The sequence below is a fragment of the Nocardiopsis aegyptia genome, assembly GCF_013410755.1.
GTDB classification, from domain to species: domain Bacteria; phylum Actinomycetota; class Actinomycetes; order Streptosporangiales; family Streptosporangiaceae; genus Nocardiopsis; species Nocardiopsis aegyptia.
Genome location: NZ_JACCFS010000001.1, coordinates 3,011,090 through 3,034,385, shown reverse-complemented (window position 1 = coordinate 3,034,385; position 23,296 = coordinate 3,011,090). Strand labels below are relative to the sequence as shown.

The following is a 23,296-nucleotide window of genomic DNA, read 5'->3' as shown; positions in this document are numbered from 1 at the left end:
CGGGCCAGGGGCGGTGCGCGGGGGTGGCGCGGCGGTTCTTCGGGGCGGGCGCGGTGCCCGGCCCCCTGACCAGCGGTTCGAGTGGCTCTGCTCGTATGTGACCCACATCACGGCTCGCCTGGTGAACGTGGGAAAGGCCCGCCCCCGATGGGATTCGTGTAGGTTCTTGCCGCGAGTCCGTGCCTGATCCCCCGAGGAGATCAATGACTGCCACTCCCCGACCGACCCCCGTGACCCGGAGGAGACGTGGTGAGAGGAGGCGAGGTTGGGCATGGCTCTCCGCCACGGCCCTCGTCACCGTCCCGCTGCTCCCTGTCTCGACTCTGGCAGCCGAACCCGTCCTCGCCGACACCGTCGAGAGCGCTGACGACGCCGCTCGGATCGACGAGCTCCGCGCCGACATCGACGCGCTGCTGGAGGACCCCACGCTCGAAGGCGCCGTGTCCGGTGTGGTCGTCACCGACCCCGACACCGGCGAACGCCTCTACTCGCGCGACGCGGACACCCAGTTGCTGCCCGCCTCCAACCTGAAGCTGTTCAGCACCGTGGCCGCACTGGAGGTCCTGGGCACCGACCACACGTTCTCCACCGACGTGGTGGTGGAGGAGGGCCCCAACCGCTGGGGCTCGGTGAGCGACCTCTACATCGTCGGCACCGGCGACCCCATGCTCTCGGTGGACGACCTGGACGCGCTGGCCGCCGACGTGGCCGCCTCCGGGGTCCGCTGGGTCAAGGGCGACGTAGTCGCCGACGACACCTGGTTCGACGACCAGCGCCAGGTGGACGACTGGGACCCGACGGACGAGCCGTACGCGTACGCGGCGCAGATCTCGGCGCTGACGCTCGCGCACGGGGACCGCTACGACACCGGTGTGACCGAGGTCGAGGTGACGGCGGGCGCCGAGGGCGAGCCGGTCGAGGTGGACCTGGGTCTGGCCGAGGGGTACATGGAGCTGGACAACCAGGCCGTGACCGGCGCCGCCGACAGTACGAGCACGCTGTCGATCACGCGTCCCCTGGGCACCAACACCATCGAGGTCACCGGTTCGCTCCCCGAGGGCGCGAGCCCGATGACCAGGGTCCGCACCGTCGACGAGCCCGCCGCGTTCACCGCCCACGTGTTCGAGGAGGCGCTGGAGCGGCACGGCGTCGTGGTCAAGGGTAACGTCGAGCAGGGCGCGCTGCCCGACGGCGAGGACAACGACGTGCTCGCCGAGCACGAGTCCCCGACCCTGGTCGAGACGATGCCCACGCTGCTGAAGTTCAGCAACAACATGCACGCGGAGATGCTGGTCAAGGGCATCGGCCAGGAGGTCGCGGGAGAGGGCTCGTGGGAGGCCGGCCTGGCCGGGACCCAGGAGGCCCTGACCGGCCTGGGCGTGGACATGAGTGACATGCGCATGCACGACGGCTCCGGCCTGTCGCGCGGCAACCTCGCCACCGCGGCGAGCGTGGTCGACCTCTACACCCAGGTGCGCGACGAGCCGTGGTTCGAGGCGTGGCACGACTCGCTGCCGGTGGCCGGCGACCCCGACCCGTTCGTCGGGGGCACGCTGTCCGGCCGCATGGGCGGCACGGCGGCCGAGGGCGTGGTGAGCGCGAAGACCGGGACGCTGTCGGGCGTGAGCGCCCTGTCCGGGTACGTGCACGGTGCCGACGGTGACGACCTGGTGTTCAGCGTCATCAACAACGGGCACGCGGGTTCGGCGCCGTGGGGCGTGCAGGACGCGCTGGCGACGCGGCTGGCCGAGTACGCGGGCCACACGGCCCCGGTGCGTCCGCTCGCGCGCGGCGAAGCTGAGGTCTCCACCACCGCCCCGGCCGGAAGCGGTGACCTGGAGTGCACGTGGGTCGAGGCCTGCTGACGCGGCGGTCCGCTGATCCGCCGGCCCGCCCGCTGACCGGCCGGCCCGCCCGCTGACCCGCCGGCGCTGATCTGTTGGCCCGCCGGTGTTGACCTGCCGATCCACTGATTGACGCACTGAACTGCGGTACTGCCGCGCTGACCTGCGGTACTGCCGGTCGGTGGACCGGACGGCCGGATGCGTCGAGTGTCCGGTCACGCCACAGCTGGGTGGGCCGAGCAGCGAGGCGCGTCGAACGGCCGGGTGCGTCGAGCGGCCGGTCACGCTACAGCTGGGCCGGCGCGCCGAACGGTCGGATGCGTCGAGTGACCGATGACGCCACGGCCGGGCGCGCCGAAGGGCCGGGTGTGCCGAGGGGCCGCGCGAGGACGTCCTCGCGCGGCCCCGCGTCTTGTCCACAGCCTGTGGACGAGCGCGGACGGCGCCGGGGCGTCCTCGCCTTTGTCCACAGGCCTGTGGACGCCGTCGGCACGAACGCCGCGAACGTGGCAATCTTGGATCACGGCTACGCCACGGCCCCCCGCGGTCACCTCTGAGCCGACCCCGTGTCCAGGTTCGACCAGTGCCCGCGTGGGCGCGACCCAGCCCTGAAAGGCTTCGTGAGCATGCTCACCCTCCTCCCACCATCCTTCGCGTACGCGTCGACGGCCCTCGTGGGTGCGACGGGATCGGCCGTGAGTGCCCTGACGGCACAGCTCGTCTCGTTCGCCGTCTTCATCGTCTTCCTCGTCGGTCTCGGCCTGCTGGCCAGCCGGATGATGGGCGTGCCGTTCAACCTGCCCCGGCTCGCGGTGGCCGGTCTGGTGGGCATGGGAGCGGGCGGAGCCGTCGGGATCCTGCTCGCCTTCGACAGCTTCCAGACCGCCGCCACCTCCACCACAGCGGAACACTCGGAGCCAGAGGTCCTCGTCCTGCTGTTCGGCTCGATGGCGGCCGCGGCCCTGCTCGTGTTCGTCGCGTTCGAACTCGCCGTACCCCAGGGCACGCGGCTGCGGCCGGTGACGGCCGCGCGCGCCGTGCTCAACCTGTTCGGGCGGGTGGGGCGGTACCGGCGGATCGTGTGGATCCTCGCCCGGCACGGCCTCTGGGGCTACGTCACCGGGCGCCGCGACGGCGGGGAGGACGCCTCCACCCAGCGTCGGCTCGCCCGCTCTCTCTCCCGTTCCATGGAGGAGGCGGGGGTGGTCTTCGTCAAGCTCGGCCAGGTCCTGGCCACCCGTCGCGACCTGCTGTCCCCGGTGTTCGTCGAGGAACTGGGCCGACTGCACAGCGAGGCCAGTCCCGTGCCCGTCGAGCAGGTGCGCGACACACTCGAACGCGAGCTGGGCCAGCCGGTCGAGGAGGTCTTCACCGACTTCGCCGCCGAACCGCTGGCCGCCGCGTCCATCGCCCAGGCCCACCTGGCCACCCTCAAGGACGGGGGAGAGGTGGTCGTCAAGGTCCAGCGGCCGGGGATCTCGTCGGTCGTACGGCGCGACCTCGACATCATCCGGCGGCTGGCGCGCAAGTTCGAGCAGACCACCGACTGGGGGCCCGCCATCGGTGTGGTGGAGCTCGCCGAGGGGTTCGCGGAGGCGCTGCTGGAGGAGCTGGACTTCGAGGTGGAGGCGGCCAACATCGCCGCGGTCGCCGAGGCCACCGCGGACTCCGCCGTCCGCATCCCCCAGGTGCACGAGGCGTACACCACGCGCCGGGTCCTGGTCATGGAGCGGCTGCACGGCACTCCGCTCGGCAGCGCGGACCTGAGCGGTGTCGACGGGGCGGCCGTCGCCCGCACCCTGCTCGACTGCCTGCTGGAGCAGGTGATGATGAGCGGCATCTTCCACGCCGACCCCCACCCGGGCAACATCATGCTGCTGGAGGACGGCGTGGGCCTGCTCGACTACGGGTCGGTGGGCCGCCTGGACGGGCAGATGCGCGAGTCCCTGCGCATGATGCTGCTGGCCATCGACCGCACCGACGCGGTCCTGCTCACGGACACGCTGCTGGACGTGGTGGACGACACCACCGAGGTGGACGAGGAGCGGCTGCGCCGTGCACTGGGGCAGTTCATGGCGCGGTACATGCACAGTTCCGCCGCGCCCAGCATGCGGATGTTCACCGAGCTGATGCTCATCGTCACCCGGTTCGGGCTGTCGCTCCCGGCCGAACTGGCCGCGGTGTTCCGCGCCCTGGCCACCCTGGAGGGCACGCTCGTGCACCTCTCCCCGGGGTTCGACACCGTCAGCGAGGCGCGCCGGTTCGCCGAGGAGCGCATGGCGGGGCAGCTGGACGCCGACCACCTGCGCGACGCGGCCCTGGCGGAGTTCGCGGCCATGCTGCCCGCGCTGCGCCGGATGCCGCGCAAGCTGGACCGGATCTCCGACCAGTTGCACAAGGGCCGGTTCACGGTGCGGATCCGCACGTTCGCGCACCCGGACGACCGCAGACTCGTGCACGGGGTGGTGCAGCGCGCCGTACTCACCGTCCTGGCGGTGGCCACCGGCCTGATGTCCGTGGGCCTGTTCAACGTCATCGGCGGCTCCGACGCGGAGTGGTTCTCGTTGTCGGCGCCGTCCCGGATCCTCACCCTGGCGGCCTGGTTGCTGTTGGCGTCCTCGGGGCTGATGATCCTGCGGTTGCTGGTCGGCGTGGCCAAGGAAGGCAAGCGCAGACGCATCGGCCGGCCCTGACCCGACCGAGGGCGGTGTGCGCCGTGCGCTCAGGGTGGCCCAGGCCACCGGGCCGGTGTGTACGCGGCCGATGGGTTGGCCTGGTGGTCGGTGTGTATCCGGCTCGCGGGTTGGCGTGGTGGTTGGCGTGCGCCCGGACTGCGCCTGGGCTGGCCTCGCGGTCGATGTGCGTCCGACCTGTGGCTTGTCCGGCGGTCGATGTGCACGCGGCGCCCAGGGCGGCCCCGGCCACCGGACCGGCGCCTGCTACCAGGCGCGGCGGCCGAGGAAGGCGAGGAACCTGGTCTGCTCGTCGGCTCCGTCCGGAGGGGTGAGTTCGGGGCCGCACACGCCCTCTCGGCGCAGGTGCGGGCCGAACACCGTGGTCGCCTCCAGTGCCCAGCGCATGTCCGCGGGATCGATCCGGTCGTCCTGGCCGGTGGCGCGTGCCAGGTCCCAACGGTGAATGATGAGGTCGAAGTTGAGGAAGCGGTCGACGGCCTCGGCGAACGTCGTCCGGCCGAAGAAGCCGTCGAACTCGGTGCCGGCGCGATCGGGGTCGTCCAGGTCGGCCTGGACCACGCCGCGGGCCGCGTCCCAGGCGGCCGCCGGGTCGTCGGCGGCCGACGGGATGTCGCCGAGGTCGCGGCCGACCAACCGGAGGAACATGCCCTGTGTGTCGACCACGTGGGCGACCACGTCGCGTGCCGACCACCCCTCACAGGGGGAGTCGGCCGACCAGCGGTCCTCGGGGACGGCCGCCACGGTGGCGGCGAAGGCGTCGGACAGACGGGCGTATCGGGTGGCAATGTCGCTCATCGCGCTCTCCTGGTCGTGTTTCACCGGGTAGGGAGGTCCAGATTCGCCGATCCCGGCACGTGCCGTCTTGAACAAACGCGACACGGGAACGCGTGTTCGTTTCGCGTGCTCTGGCCTGGTCGGGTCCGGGGTCCCCAAGGTCCGTTTCCGGTCCTCTCGTTTCCGGGACGAAGCGGTGAGCGCGGTCTAGGCTGGACGCGTGGATCCTCTTCCCGTGGACAAGGACGCACGCGGCATCATCGACCCGGCCACCGGGCTGACCCGGTTCCGGCTGGACCGGTCCGCGCCCTCGGAAGCCGTCGCCCGGTTCGTGGACCGCTACTGGGTGGCCTCCTGGGACCTGCCCGAGGACGAACCCTTCACCCAGCAGGTGTTGGCCCACCCCGTCGTGAACGTCGTGTTCGTCGGCGGCGAGGCGACCGTGCACGGACCGACGACGCGGGTCACCGCGCGACGTCTGGCGGGTTCCGGGTGGGCGCTCGGGGTGATGTTCCGGCCCGCCGGGTTCAGGCCCTTCCTCGGCCGCCCGATGAACACGATCGTGGACGCCGTGCTGCCACTGGGCGAGGTGTTCGACGGGGCGGAGTTCCACCGGGAGGACCCGACACGACTGATCGCCGACGTGGACCGCTTCCTGGCCGGGCGCGTGCCCGCCGACCGCCATCCCGCCGAGGACACCACGGCCGTCGTGGAACGCATCGCAGCCGACCCGACCGTGGTGGGTGTGGCGCCGCTGGCCCGGCGCGAGGGCATGGGCGTGCGGTTGCTCCAGCGCCGCTTCGCCGACCACGTCGGTCTGGGCCCCAAGACGGTGATCCGCCGCTACCGGCTCTACGAGGCGGCCGAACGTGCCCGCAGGGGCGGGGCGACGGACTGGAGCGTCGTGGCGGCCGAACTCGGGTTCAGCGACCAGTCACACCTCACCCGGGAGTTCACCTCGATCATCGGGATGCCGCCCGCCGCCTACGCGGCGCGCAGTGGCGCCGGGGTCGCCTCCCGGCCGACCACGACCGCCTGACCGCGCCTCCCTGACCGCGGGACCACGACGTCCCGACTCCGAAGCCCGCGGAAACCGGGGTTTCGGACGCACAGAACGTTCAGGTGGTGTCCGCGGGTGAGCGTAGAATAGTCCGACGTACCCCACGACCCCGAGGATCCAGGGGACGAACCGGGCTCAAGCCCTCGGAGCAGTGCGAAGCCATCGCCGCCGCGATCGCGCGGTGGCGGCCGCTCCGGGTGGACGGAGCCACGGTACGACCCCTCCTCGACGCTTGGTTCCCGACCGCTCGCGGTCGCCCCATCCTCGCATCGTGTCCCCATCCGTGCCGTCCTGCGGTCGGGTCGGGATGGGTGCGGAGCCCAGATCGGCCGCCTCGCCCCGGGCGAGGACGGCCACACGGATCGAGTGGAGTACGCACACGCACAATCCCGGACCCAGGGGTCGGAACGCGTACCCCCGGGTTGTATCGTCGGCGGTTCGGCTCCCCCACCATGGGCCGGCGGCGCCCGGGATAACCGCTTGATACCGATGCGCCAGAGTTCAGAACCTTTTCTGGTCCTGTGCGTCCTAACTGCTAGGGACGCATGGCGTCGGATTACGGCTCAACGGAAAACACGGAGGTCCAGACGTGAGGGGCATGACCCACCCGACGACGGTGCGCCGGTTCGGCGTCGCGCTGGCCGCGCTCACCCTCGCCACCACCGCCTGCACCTCTTCCGGGGGTGAGGCGGAGACGCAGAGCAACAGCGCCGCGCCCGAGGACACCGCGCCCGCCGAGCTGGTCATCACCCCGGATGACGGCTCCGAGCAGCTCGAACCGAACTCCCCCATCCAGGTCACCGCGGAGCACGGTGTCATCACCGACGTCCAGGTCGACCAGGTGGTCCCCACCGAGGCCGGGGTCGAGGGCGGCGAGGCCGCCGAGGACCCCCTCGAAATGACCGGTCGGCTCAGCGAGGACGAGACCGAGTGGACCAGCGACTGGGCCCTGACCCCGGGCGCCGAGGTCGTGGTCACCGCCACCGCCGCCAACGCGGCCGGCGAGGAGACCGAGCTGGTCCACGAGTTCACCACCCTGCCCGCCACCCCCGGGATGAAGCTCGAACTCGCGTCGAACTTCCCCACCTCCGGGGACACGGTCGGCGTCGGCATGCCGGTGGTCATCAACTTCGACCTCCCGGTGACCAACAAGGAGCAGGTCGAGAACTCCATGGAGGTCACGGCCGAGCAGGACATCGACGGGGCCTGGAACTGGGTCTCCGACCAGATGGCCGTGTTCCGCACCGAGGAGTACTGGGAGCCGTACCAGAACGTCACGGTCGACCTCCACCTCGCCGGTGTCGAGGCGTCCGAGGGTGTCTACGGCGCGCGCAACTACCAGATCGACTTCGAGGTCGGCCGCGAGCTGATCGCGACCCAGCACGTGCCCGACCACGAGATGGACATCACCATCGACGGGGAGCACGAGCGCACGATCGAGGTGAGCAACGGCATGGGGACCACCCGGGCCTACACCACCACGACCGGCACCCACGTGTTCATGGAGCGCTACCGGCACCTGACGATGGACTCGGCGACGCTCGGCGTCCCCGCCGACTCCCCGGGCGGCTACCGGGTGGACGTGCAGTACGCGATCCGCACCTCCAACAGCGGCGAGTTCATCCACGAGGCCGACTACAACCCCAACATCGGCTCCGCCAACACCTCCCACGGCTGCACCAACATGCGGTCGGAGGACGCCCGGTGGATGTTCGAGAACATCCTGATGGGCGACATCCTCGACACGACCGGCACCGACCGGCAGATCGAGTGGAACAACGGTTGGGGCTACTGGGAGAAGTCGTGGGACGAGTGGCTGGAGGGCAGCGTCACCGGTGAGCCGCAGACCACCGATGGCTCCGGCACCCCCGGCTCCGTCTTCGGCGAGACCGAGTAGACAGCCGAACGCACGCACGGGAAGGGCGCCGGGAACCGCGAGGTTCCCGGCGCCCTTCCCGCTTTCCGGACCGGCCGCGCCACACAGCCCTCTTGCGGACTCTCGGCGGGCTCAGACCGCCGCCGACACGCGCCGTCCCGGCCCGACCCGGCCGTGGGCACCCGCGCGCGGCTCACCCAGGCCACCGGTCGGGGCGAGCAGGTCCCCGGCCGGTACAGGTCCTCGGTCAGAGCGCCTCGGAGACCGTCCGGAGCCGTTGTGCGTGCACGAAGTCGCCCGGTCCGCACGGAGCACGGAACCCCGGCTGCGGGCCGTCGACCGGCCGGCCCCGGGCCGGATCGGCCGACTGGGTGTACAGGTGGCGCATGGCCTCCTCGGTCGGTGATCCCGGCTCGGGGCAGTACATCATCACGCGCTGGTCGGTGTCGGGCACCAGCAGCACCTGGCAGGCGAACTCCAGGGGGCCCAGGCTCGGGTGGTGGATCCGCTTCGCGAAACCCCGGCGCTCGTGGACGTCCATCGAGGCCCACAGGTGCGCGAACCGGGGGGAGGAGCCCAGCAGGGTGGTCACCATGCGGGCGATGTCCCGGTCGCCCGGGTAGCGGGCGTAGGCCGCGCGCAGGTCGGCCACGGAGTAGCGGCTGAAGTGGTCGGTGCTGGCGTCCGCCCACTGGGGATCGTCCTCGGGCAGCGAGAACAACCACTCGATGATGTTGCGTCCGTCCTCCGGCAGGGCCGACATGTCGCCGATGAAGTGCGGCGCGAGGCGGTTCCAGGCGAGCACGTCGTACTTGGCGTCCAGGACGTAGGCGGGCGTGGTGGTGAGGTTGGCCAGCAGGTGGCGCACCCCGTCGGTGATCTTCCGGTCGGGGGAGCGGACGGCGGGCGGCTCCGTCCCGGCCACCCGGAACATGTAGGCGCGCTCGTCGGCGCTGAGCATGAGGGCGCGCGCGAGCGCGGAGAGCACCTGGCGGGACGGGTTGGGGCCGCGGGCCTGCTCCAGGCGTATGTAGTACTCCACGGACATCCCGGCGAGCTGGGCGACCTCCTGGCGGCGCAGACCGGGGGTCCGGCGTCGCGCGGTCTCTGGGAGCCCCGCCTCGGCGGGGCCGATGCGCGCCCGGCGGTCGCGCAGGAACGCCGCGAGTTCTGTGCGGTCCACGGTCGGTGCCTCCTGTCGGTCGGTCGCCTCCAGACTGCCGTACCAGGGCCCGGATGACACTGGTACAGCCGATACCAGCCTCGACAGGTCTCTCCCGCCGCGTGGCGGTGGACTCCACGATGAGACACATGAGCGAACAGACGAAGATCGCCCTTGTCACGGGGGCGAACAGGGGAATCGGATTCCAGACCGCGCGACTGCTGGGCCTGGAGGGCATGACGGTGCTGGCGGGCGCACGGGACGCCCAGCGCGGGGCGGAGGCCGCACGGGCGCTGACGGAGGAGGGTGTCGACGCCCGTGTGCTGGCGATCGACATCACCGACGCCACGAGCGTCAAGGCGGCGGTCCAACGAGTGGAGGAGGAGTTCGGGCGTCTCGACGTCCTGGTCAACAACGCCGGGATCTGGGGAGTGACCGGCCTTTCGGGCACCGACCTCTTCCGCGAGGTGCTGGAGGTGAACGTGGTGTCGGTGATGCGGGTGCTCGATGCCTTCCTCCCGCTGTTGCGCCGCTCCGAGGCGGCCCGCGTGGTGAACGTGTCGAGCGAACTCGGCTCGATCACGTCGCTGACCGACCCCGCGGATCCGTTCGGGGGGGTGGATCCGGGCATCGCCTACCCCGCGTCGAAGTCCGCGCTGAACATGGTGACCGCGCTGTACGCGAAAGCGCTCGCCGGTACGCCGGCCAAGGTCAACGCGGCCAACCCGGGGTACTGCGCCACGGACATGAACGGCCACTCCGGCCCCCGGTCGGCCGAACAGGGCGCTCGGGTGAGCCTGCACCTGGCCACGCTGCCGGAGGACGGCCCGTCCGGTGTGCTGTGGGGCCACCTCGCCCTGGCGGAGGACCCGGACTCGCACGGGGTCCTGGCCTGGTAGGAGCCGCCCCGCCCCGGTCGGGGTCGTCGGTCGAGCGGGGGCTCGCGCCTCGGCGCGGGCTCCCGCTCGCTCGTGGGTACTCGCGGGCGCTTCGAGCACCGCGCGGACGACCGGGGCCCGGCCACCCGAGGGCAGAGCCCTCGGAGCGCGGGTCGCCGGTCGGTGCTGTGCTCGCCCGGCCCGGGGTCGTCCGCGCCGGTCGTCGGGTGCGCACGGGGGCGATGACAGAGCCGGTGGGGTCCGCCCGTGTGCTCCATGGGGGCAACCGCGCCCCCTGATCACCGGGTCCTGGTCACCAGGCGCGCACGCCGCCGATGGGGGCGGGCAGGCGCTCGTTGAGCCAGGTCCAGGTGCCGTCGTTCTCGGTGAAGCGCCGCTGCACCCGCTCGACGTCCGTCAGCGGGTTGGCGAAGACCTCATGCCACTGCCCGGCGCTCTGCTCCTCCAGGTAGAGGCTGCGGGCGTCGGTGCGCATGCGCACCGCCTGGAGGGTGCGGGAGGAACCGTCGCTCAGCTGAATGCGGTAATAGGCCATGGGAATCCCCTGGGTGTCTCGTCCTGTCGAAAGGAAGGACGGTGCCCGGCACGTCGATCTGCGTGAATTACGCGCTCGAAGGAACGGTTTTTCCGGGACGCGCGCTGCCGTCGGTCGGCGCGCGCGAGTGCCTGTGGTGCTGGGGCACCGTGCTGTCCGCGAATTCGGACTCTACTCCTGCCAGGGGGTCGCCGGGTGCGAAATCCGGGTGTACGTCACGGGAATTCTGCTGCCGTTCCACGCGAGTCGGGTGATTTCGAGTTTCTCTCGGACTTTCGTGGGTGTTCGGGTCGAGAACCACTCGAGGGCCGGTCGGCGTCGGGGCGTGCGCGGCACTCGGCCTCCGACCCCGGGAATGCCCCGTGCCCCCGCGGCGGTACCGCCGCGGGGGCACGGGACGTGGAACACGAGGGCTGCCCTGGACGCCGCTCAGGCGTTGATGCCGCCGTCGACGTGGATCTCCGTGCCGGTCACGAACCGGCCGCCGGGGCCGGCCAGGTGGGCCACGGTGTCGGCGATCTCCTCGGCGCGGCCGAAGCGGCCGAGCGGAACCAGGGACCGGATGCCGTCGGCGTTGGGGCCGTCGGCCGGGTTGGCGTCGGTGTCGATCGGCCCCGGGCTGAGGAGGGTGATGGTGACCCCCCGCGAGCCCAGTTCACGGGCCAGGCCGCGCGTCATTCCCACCAGCGCCGCCTTGCTCGTCGCGTACAGGGTGAGCCCTGGGAAGGGCACGTGCTCGATGACGTTGCTGCCGATGGTGATCACGGAGGCGCCCTCTCCCATGTGGCGCAGCGCGGCCCGGGTGGTGAGGAAGGGTCCCTGGACGTTCACCGCCAGGACGCGGTCGAGCTGCTCGGGAGTGACGTCGTCGGTGGCCGTGAAGGGGAAGGAGGCGGCGTTGTTCACCAGGACGTCCAGTCGCCCGAACTCCTCCACCGCGCGGTCGACCGCACCGGCCGCCTCGGCGGCGTCGCCGTTGTCGGCCCGCAGGGCGACGGCCCGCCGCCCGGCCGCCCGGATCTTCTCCACGACCTCGTTCGCTGCCGCCTCGTCGCTGACGTAGGTGAGGGCGACGTCGGCCCCGGCCTGGGCGAGCCGCAGGGCGACCGCCGCTCCGATGCCCCGGCTGCCGCCGGTGACCAGTGCCGTCTTGTTCTCCAGTTCGTTCATGTGCTCCAGACTCGCGGACCCGTCAGCCGCGTGCTGGCGGAAATCCGACGCCTCGTTCGGGTCCCCGTTCAGGCCGCGGCGAGGCGGTGGCGGGCCTCCATGAGGGCGAAGCCGAGCAGGTTGCTTCCGCGCCATGCCTCGGGTCTCTCCGCCTTCTCGTTGCGGGCGCCCATGCCGATGCCCCACACCCGGTCGCGGGGGCTGGCCTCGACCAGGACCCGCCGTCCGGTACCGAGCAGGAAGTCGCGCAGCTCCGGGTGCTGTCCGAACTTGGCGACGCTGCCGCGCACCACGATCTCGAACCGGGCAGCCGCCCAGGTCTCCTCGTCGAAGCCGCGGACCTGGCGGCCGAGGGTCTTGGCGTCGCGCGGGTGGCCGGCCGCGACGATCCGCTCGGCCGCCTCGGCGTCGCCGAACAGGCGGGCCTTGCCCGCCATCATGTAGTGCTCAGCCGTGGGGTAGGCGACCCCGTCCACGGTGAACGCGGCCGGCCACCACTGGGAGAGGCAGGAGGCGGACACGCCGCCGGACGCCGGGGGCCGGTGCCCCCAGAAGAACAGGAACTTGGGGCGTTCCCGTGCCTGCAGGAGGTCGGCCACCGATCGGGCGTCTGTGGGATGGATACCAGGGGACATGTGGCGATCCTGGCAGGAGGCGCCGACAATCCGACACCGGTTTTCCGGCGCGGTCAGTCGAACTGGAACGAGCGCTTGGCCATGCCGTGCCAGTAGCCGTCCACGGTGGAGGTGGAGCGGTCGTGCGCGTCCAGACTCGCCCCGAGCGCGACGAACAGCGGGGCGAAGTGGTCGCTGCGCGGGTGCGCGATCGACGCGGCGGGCGCCTTGTGCTCGAAGTCCAGCAGCGCGTCGACGTCGTGGTCCAGCACGGTACGGTGCGTCCAGTCGTCGAACTCCGACGACCACGCGGGCACGTCCCCGTGCGTCACGGGCGACATCTCGCGCAGGTTGTGGGTGGTGAACCCGCTGCCGACGATGAGCACCCCCTCCTCGCGCAGCGGTGCCAGGCGACGGCCCAAATCGAGCAGTTCCGCGGGGTCCAGGCTCGGCATGGAGACCTGGAGGACCGGGACGTCGGCGTCCGGGTACATCTCCTTGAGCGGGACGTAGGCGCCGTGGTCCAGGCCGCGGGACGGGTCCTGGTGGACGTGCCGGCCGGGCCCGGAGACGAGGGCGCTGACGCGCCGCGCGAGTTCCGGCGCTCCGGGGTGGGCGTAGGTGACCGCGTAGTAACGTTGCGGAAAACCCCAGAAGTCGTAGGTCAGCGGGGCCGCGTCCGTCGTGGCGCCCACCGTGAGCGGGGCGTCCTCCCAGTGCGCGGAGACCATGAGGATCGCGCGGGGCCGCGGCAGGTCGGCGGACCAGGCGGCCAGTTCACGGGTCCACTGGGCGTCGTCGGCCAACGGCGGCGCGCCGTGGCTGAGGTACAGGGTCGGCATGCGCCGTGGACGGGTCTCCATGGGAGCCTCCAGGACTAGGATCTCTTGATGTCTGACCAGAACATTATTGAACGCTCAATTATTTCGGAGGGGCCGGGCCCGATGGCCGACACGAGGTGGCTCAGTGACGACGAGCAGGAGGCCTGGCGCACCTTCATGGCCGCCGTCCGTCTGATGGAGAGCGCGCTGGACCGGCAGCTCAGGCGGGACTCGGGGCTGCCGCACGCCTACTTCCACGCGCTCGTGGTGCTGTCGGAGGCGCCGGACCGCGAGATGACGATGACCGCGCTGGCGGAGCGGCTGCTGTCCTCACCGAGCCGCCTCTCACACGCGGTCTCGCGGATGGAGTCCGACGGGCTGGTCCGGCGGTACAAGCGCCCGGGCGACCGGCGGACCACGATCGCCGCGCTGACCGAGGCCGGCCTGGAGGCCCTGCGCGAGGCGGCGCCCGGGCACGTGGACGAGGTGCGGCGGGTGGTGTTCGACCCGCTCACGGACGAACAGGTCGAACGGCTGCGGGAGATCTCCGCGGCCATGCTCGGCGCGCTGGGCTCGGAGTCCAGCACGCCCTGGAGTGCCTGAGGCCGAGGCGCGAGGCCGCCTGTGCGGCGCCGTCTGCGCGGTCCGCCTGGGCGGGGAATCCCATCGTGGCGAGGGACACGCTGAGTATCCGTGGCGTACGCCCTAGTATGTACCTTCCTGGGAAATGATTGCGGTCTCAACTTTGGACCGACCGGGACACCCGCTCACGGAATGGAGACCACGATGGCCGACCGGTCACGGATCAGCGACGTCACGACCCTGCTCGCCAGGATCGTCGTCGGCGTCACCTTCGTCCTGCACGGCCTGGAGAAGGCCGCCGACCTCGAGGGCACCGCCGGGTTCTTCGGCTCCGCCGGGATCCCCTTCCCCCAGTACAGCGCCCTGCTCGGTACGGGAGTGGAGATCGTCGGGGGAGCGCTGCTCATCCTCGGCTTCGCCCTGCCCGCGGTCGGCCTCGTGCTCGCCGCGCAGATGGGCGTCGCCATCGCGTTCGTCCACGCCGGCCAGCCCTTCGTCGGCGGCTACGAGCTGCCGCTGGTGCTGGGCGCCGCCGCCCTGGCCCTCGGCTTCGCGGGCGGGCGCCTCGCCCTGGACAGCCTGCTGCCCTGGGGCCGCACCCGCACCCGCGGCACCGCCGAGGCCGCCCCCGCCCGCGCCTCCTGAACCCCGCGACCCCGCACACCGCGCGGACCCCGTCGCCCGCCCGAGCCCCGGGCGGGCGACGGTTCCTCTATTCCTTTGGGCACTTCCGCAACATTAAGCACGAAAAGGCCTATCCGGTCGATACGGAACATGAGGGCACTGGTATTTCGGTGCAGAACGGTAGGATGGCCGAAGAATTCACGTTCGAATCCCCCCGAGTCGAACGGGAGAAGCGTGAACCCTCCGGCCCTCCACGCCGCCGCCCCCGACTGGCAGCTGCGTATCGTCCATCCGGCGAACGGCACCTTGTACGGTGCCGCGGTGCAGGTCTCACCCGTTCACGCGGTGACCTGTGCCCACGTCGTGGACCTTGCGGTCGCTGACGCCGGCCCCGGAAGTACGGTTCACCTGGACGCACCGCGCGGCGGCGGCACGTGGACGGCGACCGGGACGGTCGTGCCGGGTGGCTGGTGGTGCAAGACCGCCGCGCCGTGGGACGTCGCTGTGCTCCGCCTCGATCGACCGGGCCCCGCCGTGCCGCCGACCCTCGCCCCCTCCCACCGCACAGGCGAGGCCGTCCGGTTCGTCGGCTTTCCCCGCTCCCCGGCCGGCCGCTGGATCACGGGCCGTCTCGTGGGCGACGGTGGGAGCCACCCCGAGTTCACCCAGATCGACACCGATTCCACGGTCGGCCTCACCGTCGTGCGCGGCTACAGCGGCAGCGGTGTCCGCCCTCGCGACGGCGACACCCTGATCGGCATCGTCACCGAGAGCGCGCTGGATGGTCGGGTCGGCTGGATGATCCCCATGACCGCGATACCCCGGGTGTGGACGCCCCAGCAGTCCGCGGAATCCGGTACGGCCCGAACCCCGACTGCGCGGACCGTCGCTGAGACCGCCCGTGCGATGACCGATCTGCACACGCTGCTCGATGCCGACCGTCGCCTCGCCTTCTACCGAGGCCTGGACCCCCGTCTGCGTAGGCGACTTCGCGTGGACCAGGATCTGGAGGCATTCGCGTCCGCCCTGGTCGTCCTCGCCCATGAGCAGTACGGTCTTCTGCGCGACGTGCTGGCCCAACTGGAGCACTGGGAAGAGGGCAGCGCCGCCATGCGACGAGTTCACGAGGCGGCGGCTCCGCTCCTGGCCGGAGCCTGACGATGTCCGCCAGGCTGCAGGAGGATCTCGTCGCCGCCCTGTGCGATGTGGACTGCCTGACCCATCCGGACCGCCGCAGACAGCTGCACGGGCGGCTCCCCACCAAGCTTCGCCGCAGGCTCAACACAGGACAGGACATCGACGTGTTCGTCCGCGACCTGGTCGAGCAGGCGCAACTGCGGGGCAGCCTGGGGTGCGTACTGCGCTGGATCGACTTTTTCGACGACTCGTCACTGTCCGTCCGCCAGGCGCGTGGCACGGCGGCGCCCCTCCTGGCGGAGGAGGAGATCCGGGCGCTCTCCGGGGTCCTCGGCCCACTGTACGAGGACGCCGAGCGCGAGGTCGGCCTGGTGCGCGCGTGGCTCGACCGGGTCGGATACAAGGACGTCGAATCCCTCTACATGGAACTCGTCGCCGGGAGATCGGACACGATCGACTCCCCGAGGCCCGGTAGTGCCTGGGAGGCTCTCATGGACCTCGCCGAGCTGCCGCGCCCGCTGTCCGGTGACCACCCCCTGCACGTGTTCTGCTTCTCACTGGCCCGGTACTCCGAGGGTCCGGCCGCCGGCCCGCTGAGGGCCTGGGCGCGGAACGGTGTCGCAACGCTGGAGCCCCTGCCCCGGGTCGGCGGGCCGGGGACGATCACCGAGACGCAGGTCGTCGCTTCGACGGAAGTACCGGCACGGTACAGGGAGCAGAAGGTGGACAGGGACGCCGACGGGTCCACGGGAACACCTGCCAGGCTGGTGGTGTGGGTGACCCACGCCGATCGGCGGAACCGGTACTTGGTCGAGCACTGGACGCGTCTGCGCGACGATCCGCATGGTCCTGTGGAGTTTCGCGAACACGGCCACCCCGGCGCCCTGCCGCCCGAGGAGATCGGGCGCTACGTGTGCGATCTGGTGGATGGTCTCGAAAGCGACCGCCGCATGGTCTTCCATGACGGCATCCGGGTCGAATGGGTGATCCCCCTTGCGCTCATCAGCGAGCTGCGGGCCGAGCTGTGGCAACAGGCCGTCGTCCCCAGCGACGCCGTCGGCGACCAGCGCCTGGGGGCGCGGGCCCAGGTCGTCTACCGCCTGCCGGAATTCGCCCGACGAGGGGATGAATCGAATGGTGCCTTGGAGGCATGTGACCGGAAGTGGACACGGTTGTGCAGGAGCGGTTCGGGTGGGTTCCTGGATGTACACGATGGTAATGGGAGTCGGGGGCACCAGGACGCTGAACAGCGGATTCGTCTTATTGAGGACGATGACCTGGCGATTTTCGCCACCGGTTCCTGCTCCCATGAAGAATGGCTGAGCGATGTGAGTTGTGCGGTGAGCGCAGGTGTGCCGGTGGTAGTCTGGCGGTCCGAGAGACACCGGCATCAGATTTCGGATGGCCTGGGTGCGATGCGGTCAGGTGCGAAGATGGTCGTACCGATTGCCCATATTCGTGGTTTTCCCCTGATATTGCACGAGTCGCGCACACAAAGCGTGCGGTGTGGCGATCCGGGGTATATCCGCGACAGCTTCGGCGTCTCCGTCATCTACCACGACTCGCAGCCGCTCAGGCCCCCCGAGGCCGGGCCCCTGTCCGTCTCCGGCATCCGGTAGCCCCCGTTGGGAGCGGTTGGAAGGGCATTCTCCATGACCACACCCGCAGGCTCGGGTTACAGCGGTCCAGTCCCGGGCGTACCGGACTGGTGGGTCTTCCGGGGAAGCGGTCGGCCACGACCGCACCTGGACCTGGCGGCACAACTGCCCCCACCGCCTCCGTGGCGTACCTTCCGCGGCGAGCCCCACCTCCCTCCGCCCCCGGAGGACAAGGAGGGCGATCGCCTACTGGGCACTCCGCCGATGGCGGACACGGCGCCCCCCGAAGGGTCGGCGCGTAGGGCACTGATCGACAAGGTCAACGCGAGCCTGTTCCTGCGCCGCCCCCTGCTCCTGACAGGTCCGCCCGGCTCCGGCAAGTCGAGCCTCGCCCATCAGATCTCCCGTGAACTGGGGCTCGGGCGGGTTCTGCGCTGGTCGGTGAACAGTCGGTCCACGGTCACATCGGCCCTCTACGAGTATGATCCTCTCTCGCAGATCCATGATCTGAACCTGGAGAACGCCCGCCAGCGCGTCCTCGGTACGACCGACCGTCGCTACGCGGAGGGTGGGGACGAAGCCGCACGTCTGCGTGAGAGCGCGCGGGGTATCGGCCGCTACCTGCGTCTCGGCCCGCTGGGTACGGCCTTCCTTCCCCACCAGCTCCCCCGGGTGCTGCTGATCGACAACCTCGACCTGGGCGACTATGACCTTCCCAGCGACTTGATCGACCTCTTTGAGAGCGGCGGCTACCGCATCCCCGAGTTGGCCCGGCTCTCCGGTGTGGCCGACACGGTCGATGTCGGCACCGACGACCCCGACGGCACGGCACCCGTCGAGGGGGGAAGAGTCCTGTGCTCCGCCTTTCCCGTGGTCGTGCTCACCTGTGCCAGTGACCACGATGTGCCGCCATCCCTTCTCCGTTACTGTCTGCCGGTACGCATCGCACCTCCCAGCGAGGAGGAACTCAACGCGATCGTCGCCGCGCACTTCGGCGGATACGCTCCTGACGGGTCCAACAACCTGGTCCGGGACTTCCTGCGGCGCAGTGCCGACGGGGAACCACTCGCCATCGACCAGTTGCTGGGCGCGATTCAGCTCGTCAGTGAGGTGAACAGCGCCTCACCCGTGCCTACACCGGACCAGGTGCGGCACTTGTCCGACATGCTCTGGCACAGGCTCAGGGACGACCGGGGGTGAGCCGCCGGGACGGTAGGCACGATCAGGGACCGCGGCGGGTGTCCGGATGGCCCGAATCATTCTGTGGGCCGAGTACCGCCAGCGCCAGGGACCTCGCGGACGCCGCCTACCTCGCTGCCGTGCGCGGGAGGTATCCGGGCCAGGGTGCCGATCCGGAGGGCGCGGACATGGCACGGGCGGCACAGTCGGGGGAGCGGGAGAACCGGGCCAGGGCGTCGGGCGATGGACGGACTGTTGACCGGGCCCCGGACGGGAGAGGGCTCCCGGGACCTGCCGTACTGGGTGATCGACAGTCGCTCCTCGCCGCACTTCACCCCTTCCACCTTCGGGAAGGCGTCGTTCCCGATGAGGTCCCTGATCCGACGGCGAGCGCCCGAGGGTGGGCCTCGGCCCTGTTGGAAGGACCCTCCCGGTGGGCCGAGGACTGTGCCGACGGCGGTGTGGCCGCACCCGCTGCCGCTCTGGCGGGGGAGCGTCGGGTCACGGATATGAACCTGGTCGTCGACGCTGGGACGTCCATGGGGGTCCACAAGGGCGTCGTGGACGCCTTCGCCCGGCTGTTGGGGGCCAGCGGTGCCTTTCGTCGGGTGCGGAGGGTGACCTTCGATTCTGCCCGGACGGGGCCACCCCGCCCGTGCGACGGCCATGGCCGTCGCACGGCCCCTCTGGGACGCGGGGGCACCCAGATCGTGCTGGTTTTGACCGACGGTCTGGGCACCGCATGGCGTGACTCCGGTTTCCACGAGTGGATGATCGACCTGGGCCACCGGGCAGCGACGGCGATCGTTCACCTACTGGACCCGAGACTGTGGCGCAGGAGCGGACTGAATCCGGTGCCGGTGCGTCTGCGGGCGGGCTGGAACGCCCGGGCGGGTCACGCCAACGACCGGTACCTGGTGGAGGGCGTCCGAGGTGTTCCCTTCCCCGAGGGAACCGTGTTTCCCGTGTTCTCTCTCAAGGCCGGCGCACTCCGGGACTGGGCTTCCTTCGCCATGGCCCGCAGGACTGAGGAGTTCTGGACTCCGGTGGCGGTGTTTCCGGGCGTCACCGCGGCGGCGCCCGCTCCCAGCGGAGCCGGGGCCACAGGTCCCGCTGACCCCGCCGCGCTCGTCCGCGCGTTCCGGAACACGGCTTCTCCTGACGCCTTCGAACTCGCCGTGGCGCTCGCCGCCGTTCCCCTGCAAACGAAGATGGTCGATACCGTCTGTGAGGATGTCCTCGGAGAAGCGTCCCCGTCCGTCCTCGCAGAAATCTACTTCGGCGGCCTCATCGGAACCGCGACGACCACGGTGGAAACGGGAGCCGGCCCGCACGCGCTGGACTTTCTCCCTGGAGTCCGGAGACGCCTTCTCGCCATGGGCGGAAGTGTGTCGGAGATTCGGCGCATGCTCCTACTGGCCTCCGACCATCTTGCTTCGGCGGACCCGGTGTTCGCGAACTTGTCGCGTGCATTGAGGGGTGGGGGAGACCCTCCGACCAGTGGGGCACTGGAAAGCGCTTCCTGGGGAGAGTCCGTTCTTCCCGCGGTGGAAAGCATCGCGATCGGGAGTTCGCTGTCCGTGCTTCCCCGAGGGCGGCTGATAGGCCAACAGATCCACGGGAGAGACGGGGCCCATGCTGCCGAGGCCGAGCCGCTCCACGGTTCTCTTTCTCCACCGGATCATGTTCCTGAACCGGTCACGCGTGGGCCCAGCGGGATGGGCAGCTCGGCACGGAAACACAACATATTCTCCGATATGAATGAAAGGAATGAGATGTCAGGTCACTCCCAGCGCACGAGGCCCGTTCCGCCCGGTAGCGCGGAGGTCGGGGGGAGGCCTGTCAACGCGGCCTGGATCCAGGTGCCCAAACGTAACACGAACTTCGTCGGGCGCGATGATCTCATGGCGCAGCTCAGAACAAAGATCGTCGAGGCGCAACACCAGGTTCTGACCACTCTGAACGGAACCTCCGGTGTGGGAAAGACAGAACTGGCGAAAGAATACCTTTATCGCTACTCCGACGAATATGATCTGATCTGCTGGATTCCGTCGACATACGAGAACCAGATTCGTAACGCCTTCACGCAGCTCGCGGCCAGGCTCGGTCTGGAGGTCGCCGGGCCCTGGAGCGACAACGTCGTCCACGGAGTGTTGGAGGCTCTGCGCCAGGGGCACAGGTACAGTCGCTGGTTGCTGGTGTTCGATAACGCGGAGTCACGGGAAGACCTCAACATGTACTTGCCGGTCGCTGGGGACGGGCACGTGATCATCACGTCCTGGGATCAGAGTTGGTCGCGCGGTGGCGCGGAGACGTTCCTTTCGGTGGAGAAGTTCTCCAGGCCGGAGAGTATCCAGCTCCTTCGGCGCCGGGGGCCGGCGCACCTGACGGTCGAGGAGGCCGACAGGATCGCGGAGGAGCTCGGTGACCTGCCGCTCGCGCTGAACCAGGCCGCGGTATGGCTGAACGAGGTCCGCATGGACATCGACGACTATCTGCGTCGATTGGCCGACAAGGGGCCGGAGATGATCCAGCTGCTGGGACCGGTGGACCCCGAGTACTCCCTTCCCGTGGCGGCGGCCTGGAACGTGTCCCTGGACAGGTTGTCGGTCACCAACAGAGGAGCACTCCAATTGCTCCAGTTGTGTTCCTTCATGGACCCGGCACCGATTCCGAGGGACCTCTTCAAGTTCGCCAGGGACATCGAGGGGCCATCGGAGTTGCGTGAGGCGCTGCGGGACCCCGCGCTACTGGGGATGGCGATCCGTGACATCGGGCGCTTCAGCCTGGCCCAGGTCGACCACCGCGAGAACACCCTGTCCCTGCATCGGCTGGTGGGTGTGGCCGTTCGGGCACCGATGACCGACGCGGAGAAAGAGGAACTGAGGCACTGTGCCCACCAGCTGCTCGCTCGCAACGACCCGCAGGGCGATTCGAAGGAGGCGCTGGAGCGCTACGCGGCGCTGCTTCCGCATGTCTGGACCACCGAGGCGTGGGACTGCGAAGACGCCTGGGTGCGCGAACTGGTCGTCCAGTTGTGCCGGATCGCCAACAGGAACGACGAGTTCGACGTGGCCCTGCGGTTCGGTCAGAAGGCACACGACCACTGGGCGGAGCGCCTCGGTCCCCGAGAGCGCGTGACTCTGCAGATGGCCCTGGAGCTGTCGAAGGCCTTCCGAGGCCTGGGAGAGCTGGACCGGGCTCGTGAACTGTGCGAGTCCACCATGCGCACCCTTGCCGAGGTCGTCGGGGAGGACGCTCCCGAGTACCTCGTGGCGGAACAGGAGTACGCGCGTAATCTTCGCATAGCGGGTCGGTTCGACGAGTCCCTGGCGGTGACGGAGTCGAGTTATGAGAATAGGATCCGGAAATTCGGGGAGGACGATCCGCAGACACTCTCCGCAGGACACTTCCTCGGGTTCGACCTGCTCCTGGTCGGCCGGGTGCGCGAGTCCCTGGAGCAGCACGCCGGAATCTGGAACCGTCGACAGATGGTATTGGGACCGGACCACAGCCAGACCCGGGCCAGCATGGACGGATACTCGGACGCGTTGATGGAGTCCGGGCGCTACCACGAGGCACGCGAACTGCAACAGGCGCTCGTCGACCAGACCAGCGAGTTCTTCGGTGATGACGACAGCCGCGTCATGAGCCTGACGGTCACCCTGGCTCACATGGCGCGCAGGTGCGGGCGCTCCGAGGAGGCCTGTGAGCTGTCCGGCCTTGCCCTGCGGCGGTTCCGTCACCTCCAGGGGGAGGACGCGCTCACGCTCTATGCTGCCCTGGCGCATTCCCTCGGGCTGTACGTCATGAATCGGTTCGACGAGGCGCTGGCCCTGGCCTCGGACGCCGGTGAACAGTATGTCAAGTTGCTTGGTGAGGACCACACACACGTTGTCTCGTCACAAGTCAACAAGGCGATCATCCTGCGCCGGATGGAGCGCGGTCTGGAGGCGAGGGAACTGGACGAGCGTGGGATGGCCCTTCTCACCGAACGGTTGGGACCGCAGCACCTCAGCACCCTCTCCTGTGCGATCAATCTGGCCAACGACCACTTTCGGGCCGGTGATGTGATCACTGCCCTCGAACGGGATGAGGAAACGCTGGCCCGGTGCACGGAGGTGCATGGGGAAAAGCATCCGGTCACGTTGCTCGCCAGGCGTAACCTCATGCTCGACAAGTGGGCCAGGGGTGAACAGAACCACGACGAACTCCAGGCTGTACGGACTGACTATGAGGACGTGCTGGGAGCAGAGCATCCGGCGACGCTGAGCATCGGTCAGATGTCCCGAGGAGACGCTGACATCTACTTCGGTGAGCTCTGAACCCGCCGGTCCGCCCGCGGCGATGTGGGCGGACCGGCGAAGGGGACCGTGGAAGTGACGACCACGAGGAGGAAGTCGGACCACGCTGCCGGTGTGAGTGACAGGTGTGGTCCGGACCTGTCCTGTGAATCACGCACAGACGCCCGTATTCGACCCTGTAGAACTACTTCCACGCAGTCCGCGTCTTTGGCTTGGCTGTAACTCGACTTCCGCCACTGGCCCTGGTTGTGCCCCAACCCCCTCACGTGCTCTTCCTTGAGGGGGCTATCGCCCCCGTCCCCCCGCCCTGCGGGCGACCCCGACTCGGCCGATTCCGTCACTGACCGCTCCCTTTCCCTTGGGGCACGAGGGTCGTTGCCCACCAGTTCCGCCTCTCGGACATCACGAGGTCATCACTGAT

Annotated in this window: 18 protein-coding genes; 11 read left to right on the top strand and 7 right to left on the bottom strand. The window is 69.9% G+C overall.

What is annotated here, in order from left to right; all coding sequences use genetic code 11:
• The first annotated feature begins 203 nt into the window (after positions 1 to 203).
• Together dacB and HNR10_RS13665 are read left to right on the top strand one after the other, a co-directional pair.
• Positions 204 to 1,865, top strand: coding sequence for a D-alanyl-D-alanine carboxypeptidase/D-alanyl-D-alanine endopeptidase (gene dacB, locus HNR10_RS13670; RefSeq protein ID WP_179823722.1), 1,662 nt, complete (start codon positions 204 to 206; stop codon positions 1,863 to 1,865).
• 674 nt (positions 1,866 to 2,539) lie between these two features.
• On the top strand, positions 2,540 to 4,537 hold the full coding sequence (locus HNR10_RS13665; RefSeq protein ID WP_376769753.1) for an ABC1 kinase family protein: 1,998 nt from the start codon (positions 2,540 to 2,542) through the stop codon (positions 4,535 to 4,537).
• Positions 4,538 to 4,783: 246 nt separating this feature from the next.
• Here the strand turns inward: HNR10_RS13665 and HNR10_RS13660 are convergent, their stop codons facing one another.
• A complete protein-coding gene (locus HNR10_RS13660; RefSeq protein WP_179823720.1) occupies positions 4,784 to 5,335 on the bottom strand; it encodes a TIGR03086 family metal-binding protein in 552 nt (183 codons plus the stop codon).
• 199 nt (positions 5,336 to 5,534) lie between these two features.
• On the opposite strand from HNR10_RS13660, the gene HNR10_RS13655 reads away from it, so the two are divergent.
• Both HNR10_RS13655 and HNR10_RS13650 read left to right on the top strand, forming a co-directional pair.
• The gene (locus HNR10_RS13655) at positions 5,535 to 6,353 is read left to right on the top strand and encodes a helix-turn-helix transcriptional regulator (protein WP_312889256.1); all 819 of its coding nucleotides are present in this window, start codon (positions 5,535 to 5,537) and stop codon (positions 6,351 to 6,353) included.
• Positions 6,354 to 6,972: 619 nt separating this feature from the next.
• Entirely contained in the window at positions 6,973 to 8,271 is a 1,299-nt protein-coding gene (locus HNR10_RS13650; RefSeq protein WP_179823718.1) for a L,D-transpeptidase, read from the top strand.
• A 226-nt stretch (positions 8,272 to 8,497) separates the two neighbouring features.
• Here HNR10_RS13650 and HNR10_RS13645 read toward each other — a convergent pair whose 3' ends face one another.
• Positions 8,498 to 9,433: a helix-turn-helix transcriptional regulator gene (locus HNR10_RS13645; protein ID WP_179823716.1), complete on the bottom strand. Its 936-nt coding sequence runs from the start codon at positions 9,431 to 9,433 to the stop codon at positions 8,498 to 8,500.
• A 128-nt stretch (positions 9,434 to 9,561) separates the two neighbouring features.
• Here HNR10_RS13645 and HNR10_RS13640 point away from each other — a divergent pair, with 128 nt between their 5' ends.
• The gene (locus tag HNR10_RS13640; protein WP_179823707.1) at positions 9,562 to 10,311 is read left to right on the top strand and encodes an SDR family oxidoreductase; all 750 of its coding nucleotides are present in this window, start codon (positions 9,562 to 9,564) and stop codon (positions 10,309 to 10,311) included.
• 292 nt (positions 10,312 to 10,603) lie between these two features.
• Here the strand turns inward: HNR10_RS13640 and HNR10_RS13635 are convergent, their stop codons facing one another.
• The 4 genes from HNR10_RS13635 to HNR10_RS13620 all read right to left on the bottom strand — a co-directional run bounded on the left by HNR10_RS13635 (position 10,604) and on the right by HNR10_RS13620 (position 13,493).
• Positions 10,604 to 10,846, bottom strand: a complete 243-nt coding sequence (locus HNR10_RS13635) for a hypothetical protein (RefSeq protein WP_179823705.1) — start codon at positions 10,844 to 10,846, stop codon at positions 10,604 to 10,606.
• A gap of 429 nt (positions 10,847 to 11,275) precedes the next feature.
• Complete coding sequence (locus tag HNR10_RS13630; RefSeq protein WP_179823703.1) at positions 11,276 to 12,016, bottom strand: SDR family NAD(P)-dependent oxidoreductase; 741 nt, start codon at positions 12,014 to 12,016, stop codon at positions 11,276 to 11,278.
• Between the two features lie 68 nt (positions 12,017 to 12,084).
• Positions 12,085 to 12,651 (bottom strand): NADAR family protein, encoded by a 567-nt coding sequence (locus HNR10_RS13625; protein ID WP_179823701.1) that lies wholly within the window; start codon positions 12,649 to 12,651, stop codon positions 12,085 to 12,087.
• Between the two features lie 53 nt (positions 12,652 to 12,704).
• The gene (locus HNR10_RS13620) at positions 12,705 to 13,493 is read right to left on the bottom strand and encodes a dioxygenase family protein (protein WP_246406210.1); all 789 of its coding nucleotides are present in this window, start codon (positions 13,491 to 13,493) and stop codon (positions 12,705 to 12,707) included.
• An 81-nt stretch (positions 13,494 to 13,574) separates the two neighbouring features.
• Between HNR10_RS13620 and HNR10_RS13615 the strand changes: the two genes are divergently transcribed.
• The 6 genes from HNR10_RS13615 to fxsT all read left to right on the top strand — a co-directional run bounded on the left by HNR10_RS13615 (position 13,575) and on the right by fxsT (position 22,896).
• Positions 13,575 to 14,054 (top strand): MarR family winged helix-turn-helix transcriptional regulator, encoded by a 480-nt coding sequence (locus HNR10_RS13615; protein WP_179829717.1) that lies wholly within the window; start codon positions 13,575 to 13,577, stop codon positions 14,052 to 14,054.
• 183 nt (positions 14,055 to 14,237) lie between these two features.
• Positions 14,238 to 14,678, top strand: coding sequence for a DoxX family protein (locus HNR10_RS13610; protein ID WP_179823699.1), 441 nt, complete (start codon positions 14,238 to 14,240; stop codon positions 14,676 to 14,678).
• Between the two features lie 213 nt (positions 14,679 to 14,891).
• On the top strand, positions 14,892 to 15,815 hold the full coding sequence (locus HNR10_RS13605; protein ID WP_312889253.1) for a trypsin-like peptidase domain-containing protein: 924 nt from the start codon (positions 14,892 to 14,894) through the stop codon (positions 15,813 to 15,815).
• Positions 15,816 to 15,817: 2 nt separating this feature from the next.
• Positions 15,818 to 17,413 carry a hypothetical protein gene (locus tag HNR10_RS13600; protein WP_179823694.1) on the top strand — a complete coding sequence of 532 codons (1,596 nt, stop codon included), beginning with the start codon at positions 15,818 to 15,820 and terminating at the stop codon, positions 17,411 to 17,413.
• A 33-nt stretch (positions 17,414 to 17,446) separates the two neighbouring features.
• Positions 17,447 to 18,592, top strand: coding sequence for an ATP-binding protein (locus HNR10_RS13595; RefSeq protein WP_179823692.1), 1,146 nt, complete (start codon positions 17,447 to 17,449; stop codon positions 18,590 to 18,592).
• Positions 18,589 to 22,896, top strand: coding sequence for an FxSxx-COOH system tetratricopeptide repeat protein (fxsT, locus tag HNR10_RS13590; protein WP_312889252.1), 4,308 nt, complete (start codon positions 18,589 to 18,591; stop codon positions 22,894 to 22,896). Before HNR10_RS13595 ends, fxsT begins: the two co-directional genes overlap by 4 nt.
• Here fxsT and HNR10_RS13585 read toward each other — a convergent pair.
• Entirely contained in the window at positions 22,878 to 23,141 is a 264-nt protein-coding gene (locus tag HNR10_RS13585) for a DUF397 domain-containing protein (RefSeq protein ID WP_312889250.1), read from the bottom strand. The genes fxsT and HNR10_RS13585 overlap by 19 nt on opposite strands.
• Positions 23,142 to 23,296: the final 155 nt, after the last annotated feature.